Origin of the sequence: Streptomyces capoamus (assembly GCF_014654935.1) — a bacterium.
Lineage (GTDB): Bacteria > Actinomycetota > Actinomycetes > Streptomycetales > Streptomycetaceae > Streptomyces > Streptomyces capoamus.
The window spans coordinates 63,994-68,594 of the sequence record NZ_BNBF01000019.1 but is presented as its reverse complement, the minus strand read 5'-3'; the positions used below and the strand labels follow the sequence as shown (position 1 = coordinate 68,594).

Annotated in this window: 5 protein-coding genes and 1 pseudogene; 3 read left to right on the top strand and 3 right to left on the bottom strand. The window is 69.9% G+C overall.

What is annotated here, in order from left to right; genetic code table 11:
• Positions 1-200 precede the first annotated feature (200 nt).
• Complete coding sequence (locus IE312_RS26780) at positions 201-683, top strand: NUDIX domain-containing protein (RefSeq protein ID WP_189984889.1); 483 nt, start codon at positions 201-203, stop codon at positions 681-683.
• 85 nt (positions 684-768) lie between these two features.
• Here the strand turns inward: IE312_RS26780 and IE312_RS26775 are convergent, their stop codons facing one another.
• On the bottom strand, positions 769-1,401 hold the full coding sequence (locus IE312_RS26775; protein WP_189984888.1) for an HAD family hydrolase: 633 nt from the start codon (positions 1,399-1,401) through the stop codon (positions 769-771).
• 149 nt (positions 1,402-1,550) lie between these two features.
• Between IE312_RS26775 and IE312_RS26770 the strand changes: the two genes are divergently transcribed.
• On the top strand, positions 1,551-2,417 hold the full coding sequence (locus IE312_RS26770; protein WP_189984887.1) for a GNAT family N-acetyltransferase: 867 nt from the start codon (positions 1,551-1,553) through the stop codon (positions 2,415-2,417).
• A gap of 69 nt (positions 2,418-2,486) precedes the next feature.
• Here the strand turns inward: IE312_RS26770 and IE312_RS26765 are convergent, their stop codons facing one another.
• Positions 2,487-2,906: a GlcG/HbpS family heme-binding protein gene (locus tag IE312_RS26765; protein ID WP_189984886.1), complete on the bottom strand. Its 420-nt coding sequence runs from the start codon at positions 2,904-2,906 to the stop codon at positions 2,487-2,489.
• A 96-nt stretch (positions 2,907-3,002) separates the two neighbouring features.
• Entirely contained in the window at positions 3,003-4,211 is a 1,209-nt protein-coding gene (locus IE312_RS26760) for an MFS transporter (RefSeq protein WP_189984885.1), read from the bottom strand.
• Positions 4,212-4,353: 142 nt separating this feature from the next.
• Between IE312_RS26760 and IE312_RS41970 the strand changes: the two are divergent.
• Positions 4,354-4,601, top strand: a pseudogene (locus IE312_RS41970) (MarR family transcriptional regulator); the annotation flags it as partial.

The following is a 4,601-nucleotide window of genomic DNA, read 5'->3' as shown; positions in this document are numbered from 1 at the left end:
CCGCGGCTGCCGCGGAGGAACCGCCGGGCTGACAAGGTTAGTTGACTCTGTGTCAATGTCCAGTCACAGCGGCGGCGGAGATTTCCGACCGGTATCCGATCCGGACTGGCGCCGGCATCCACGCCGACGGGTACGCGCTGCGGTCGGGTCGTGGCGCTTTGCGATGTTTCACGTGGAACCAGCCGGGCCACATTTCTCCCATGACCGTCCGACCCGTGGTCAAGCGCACCGCCCGTGCTGTTCTCCTGGACGGTGACGACCTGATCTTGATCAAGCGCACCAAGCCCGGTGTCGATCCCTACTGGGTCACTCCGGGTGGTGGAGTAGAGCCCGAGGACTCGACCGTCGTGCACGCCTTGCACCGGGAGGTCTACGAGGAACTCGGCGCGAAGATCACCGATGTGGTGCCGTGCTTCGTGGACACGGTGGAGCACATCGGTGACGACGGCGGCGCGACCGGGGTGAAGGTGCAGCACTTCTTCGTCTGCCGGCTGGAGTCCATGGACCCGTCCTTGCGCCACGGTCCCGAGGTGGACGAGCCGGCCGGTGAGTACGAGATCGTCCGTGTCCCGTTCACCCGCGTCGGCATCGCCTCCGTCCATCTGGTTCCGCTCTCCCTGCGCCACTATCTCGACGGGAACATCGAAGGGGTACGCGCGATGCACGCTCCCGACCTCGGATAGCGAGGTCCACGCCTCAGGCGGGGACGGAGGCGTGGCCTGCTCGGGCAGGTGAGCCGGCCTCACGCCGTACCGCGCCCTCCGTCAGCTAGCGGGCCGGGCCGACCAGCTCATAGGCGTCCCACAGGTCGCGTCCCGTGTAGGAGTGGGTCGCGAGTCCGGTCAGGTGGGCATCGGCGTTGACCGCCACGGAGACCGGTACGGCAGCGAACAGTTCCCTGTCCGACTGCGAGTCGCCGTACGCCACACAGTCGGCCCGGGTCACGCCGAACTCCGTGCAGAGCCGGTCCGCGACGGTCACCTTGGCCGCGGCGCTGAGCGCCCCGGACGGGTCGACGGGCTGGGTGAACGGTACGGCCGGAAATCGGGAACCGTGCGCCGCGTGGGCGCCCCAGTCGAGCAGGAGCTCCACGAAGAAGGAGGGCGAGAGGGACACCACGGCGCAGTACTCGCCCGCGCTGCGGATCTCCGCCCACACCTCGCGGATCCGGGCCAGCCAGGGAGCCGCCTCGAACGCGGCCCGCACATGCGCCTCGGTCAGCCCGGCCCACAGGTCGTACACCTGGGCCGCGTACTCCGGCGGTCCGATCCGCCCCTCGGCGATCGCGCGGTCCAGTGCCACGGTTTCGGCCTCCAGCCCCAGCTGGCGGGAAATCTCCACCGGCGCGCTGGTGCCGTGCAGCAACGTGCCGTCGAGGTCGAACAGATGAAGTCTCGGCATGGGCCGAGGCTAGTCGGCACCCGATGTTTCACGTGAAACTCCCACAGCTGTACAGGGGCTGTCCGCGCGGCCATGAGATGGCCAAAAGCACGTGCGTCCGTATCGAAACGGGTGGACGACGGGGGTGCCGGTCGGACAGCCTGACCTGCGTGCCAACTCCTTCCCTCGCCGCTCTGCCCATCCGCCGCCTGACGCTTCGCGATCTCAGCGCGTGCGCCGACCTGTCCGAAGACCGGGGGTGGCCACGTGAGGAACACAAGTGGGGCCTCCTCCTCTCGGCCGGGAAGGGCTTCGGCATCGACGATCCCGAGGGCGGTCTCGTCGCCGCGTGTGTGGTGACGGAGTACGGCGCGTGGCAGCAGCCAGATCTCGGCGCGATCGGCATGGTCCTGGTGGCCGGACGGCACGCCCGCCAGGGCGTCGGGCGCCGCCTGATGCGCCATGTCCTGTCCGTCATGGGGACCACCCCGCTGACCCTGCACGCCACGCCGTACGGCCGGCCCCTCTACGAGGAGCTGGGCTTCAAGGTGACAGGCCGGGCGGAGATGCTGATGGGCCGCTTCACGCCCGGCGGACCGGAATCCTCCGTCGCCACACGTGCTGCCACCGCTGAGGATCTGCCCGCGATCCTGCGCCTCGACGAGGAGGTGTTCGGCACCGACCGCACGCCCCTCATCACCCGGTTGCCCGCCTTCGCCGATCAGCTGCGGGTGGCCGAGGAGAACGGCCGGCTCATCGGCTACACGGCCGCCTGGCCCAATATGGACACCCATGTGGTCGGGCCGCTGATCGCCCGGGACACGGAGACCGCCAGGGCGCTCATCGCCTCGCTCGCGGTGCGCACGGAACGTCCCCTGCGCACCGACATCGATGTGCGCCATGAGGAACTGCTGGCCTGGGCGAAGGAGCGGGGGCTCGCTTCCGTCGCCTTCAACGAGGTCATGACCTACGGCATCACGGATCTGCCGGGCGACTGGACCCGGCGGTTCGCGCCGCTCACGGTCGCCGCGGGCTGAAGCCGCGATACGCATCCGGCCCCGCCGCTCGAAGCGACGGGGCCGGCGTCATGAAGTCCGGGCTGCGGGTCAGGCGAGCGCCTGCACTGCCGCCGTGGCGAAGCCGTGGTCCTGCTCCGGCGCACCGCCACCGACGCCGATGGCACCGATCAGCCGGCCCTGCCGGTGGACCGGGATCCCGCCCGCGATGAACAGCAGGGGGCGGTCCAGGGCCGTGGGCAGCGTGTGGAAGAGGCCGCCGGGCTGAACGGCGTCGACGAGGTCGGCGGTCGGGGCGTTCAGTTGGAGGGCCGTGTAGGCCTTGCGGGTGCTGGTCTCGCCGGAGATCAGCACCGCCCGGTCGTCCCGGCGGAAGGCGAGCAGGTGGCCGCCGGCGTCCAGGACGGTGACGCTGACGGTGACTCCGGCCTCCTCGGCCGCCCGGCGTGCCGTGGCGACGAGAAGCTCGGCATCCTCGGTGGTGAGCGGGGTGACGGCGGTGGTGCTCATGGAGCTGTCTCCTTGCATGGTGCTGTGGATGGGTGCTTTCCGTGACGGGAGGGCCCGGTACGGATGTCTGTGCGGGGCGGGTGGCAGGGGGTCCGCTCAGTGGTGGACGGGGGTGCGCTGCTTCGCCGCTGTTCCGGAGGCGACCGCGGTGCGGGGCGCACCGTCACGGCGCTCCAGGGCGGCCGAGAGGAAGGCGAGGACCAGCGCGGCGGCGGCGAGAGCGGCGCCGACCCAGTTCGGGGACGTGTAGCCGAGGCCGGCCGCGATCACCAGGCCGCCGAGCCAGGCGGACAGGGCGTTGCCCAGGTTGAAGGCGCCGATGTTCACGGCCGAGGCGAGCGTCGGAGCGCCGTGCGCCTGGTCGAGGACGCGCTTCTGCAGCGGGGGCACGGTGGCGAAGCCCAGGGCGCCGATCAGCGCGATCGTCACCGCTGCGGCGACCTTGTTGTGGGCGGTGAGCGTGAAGAGGGCCAGGACGACGGCCAGGGCGCCCAGGGACACGTACAGCATCGGCATCAGGGCGCGGTCGGCGAACTTTCCGCCGACGAGGTTGCCGCCCACCATGCCGAGGCCGAACAGGACCAGCAGCCAGGTGACCGAACCGTCGGCGAACCCGGCGATGTGGGTCATCATCGGCGCGATGTAGGTGATGGCCGCGAAGACACCGCCGAAGCCGAGGACGGTCATCGCCATGGCGAGCAGCACCTGGGCGTTCTTGAAGGCGGCCAGCTCGTGCCGCAGGTGGACGCCTTCCGGCCGCGGCAGGTCGGGCACGAGCTTGGCGATACCGGCGAGTCCGATGACACCGAGGGCGGCGACGACGGCGAAGGTGACACGCCAGCCGGCGCTCTGTCCGACGAACGTACCCAGCGGGACGCCGACGACATTGGCGATGGTCAGACCGGTGAACATCATGGCGATGGCGCCGGCCTTCTTCTCCGGCGCGACCAGTTCGGCCGCGACGACGGAGCCGATGCCGAAGAAGGCACCGTGCGCGAGCGAGGCGATCACTCGTCCGATCAGCATGACCGCGAAGGCCGGGGCCACGGCCGACACGAGGTTCCCGACGATGAACAGGCCCATCAGGAGCATCAGCATCCGCTTGCGCGGGACCTTGGTGCCGAGCACGGTCATCAGCGGGGCGCCGATGACCACGCCGAGCGCGTAGCCGGTCACGAGCAGGCCCGCCGTGGGGATGGAGACCCCGAAGTCGCCCGCGACCTCGGGCAGCAAGCCCATGATCACGAACTCGGTCGTTCCGATTCCGAAGGCCCCGATCGCGAGGGCCAGAAGCGCGAGAGGCATGAGGGGTACACCTTCCCAAACGATTGCACGAGCGCTTTGCGTTCGTTCACAATAGTTGCAGACGCGGGCTAAATGCAAGCGCCGACTATTGCGGTGGTGTTCTATCCTGGAAGCGCAGCCGCTCGGGACGGAGGAGACCCCCATGACAGCGACGGACCCCGCGCTCACCGCTCTCGCCCAGGGCTGGTGCGCCCTTTCTGCGCTGCACGGAAGGATCGAGACGCACATCGAGCGCGCGCTGCAGGCCAAGCACGACCTGAGCGTGCGCGAGTACTCCTTGCTGGACGTGCTCAGCAGGCAGCACGACGGCGAGGGCGGCCATCTGCAGATGAAGCAGGTCGCCGACGCGGTCGTGCTCAGCCAGAGCGCCACCACCCGCCTGGTGACCCG

Excerpts from the sequence above, each read along its gene's own strand:
- IE312_RS26780 (WP_189984889.1), top strand. The coding sequence starts at position 201 with ATGACCGTCCGACCCGTGGTCAAGCGCACCGCCCGTGCTGTTCTCCTG.
- IE312_RS26775 (WP_189984888.1), bottom strand. The coding sequence starts at position 1,401 with ATGCCGAGACTTCATCTGTTCGACCTCGACGGCACGTTGCTGCACGGC.
- IE312_RS26765 (WP_189984886.1), bottom strand. The coding sequence starts at position 2,906 with ATGAGCACCACCGCCGTCACCCCGCTCACCACCGAGGATGCCGAGCTT.
- IE312_RS26760 (WP_189984885.1), bottom strand. The coding sequence starts at position 4,211 with ATGCCTCTCGCGCTTCTGGCCCTCGCGATCGGGGCCTTCGGAATCGGA.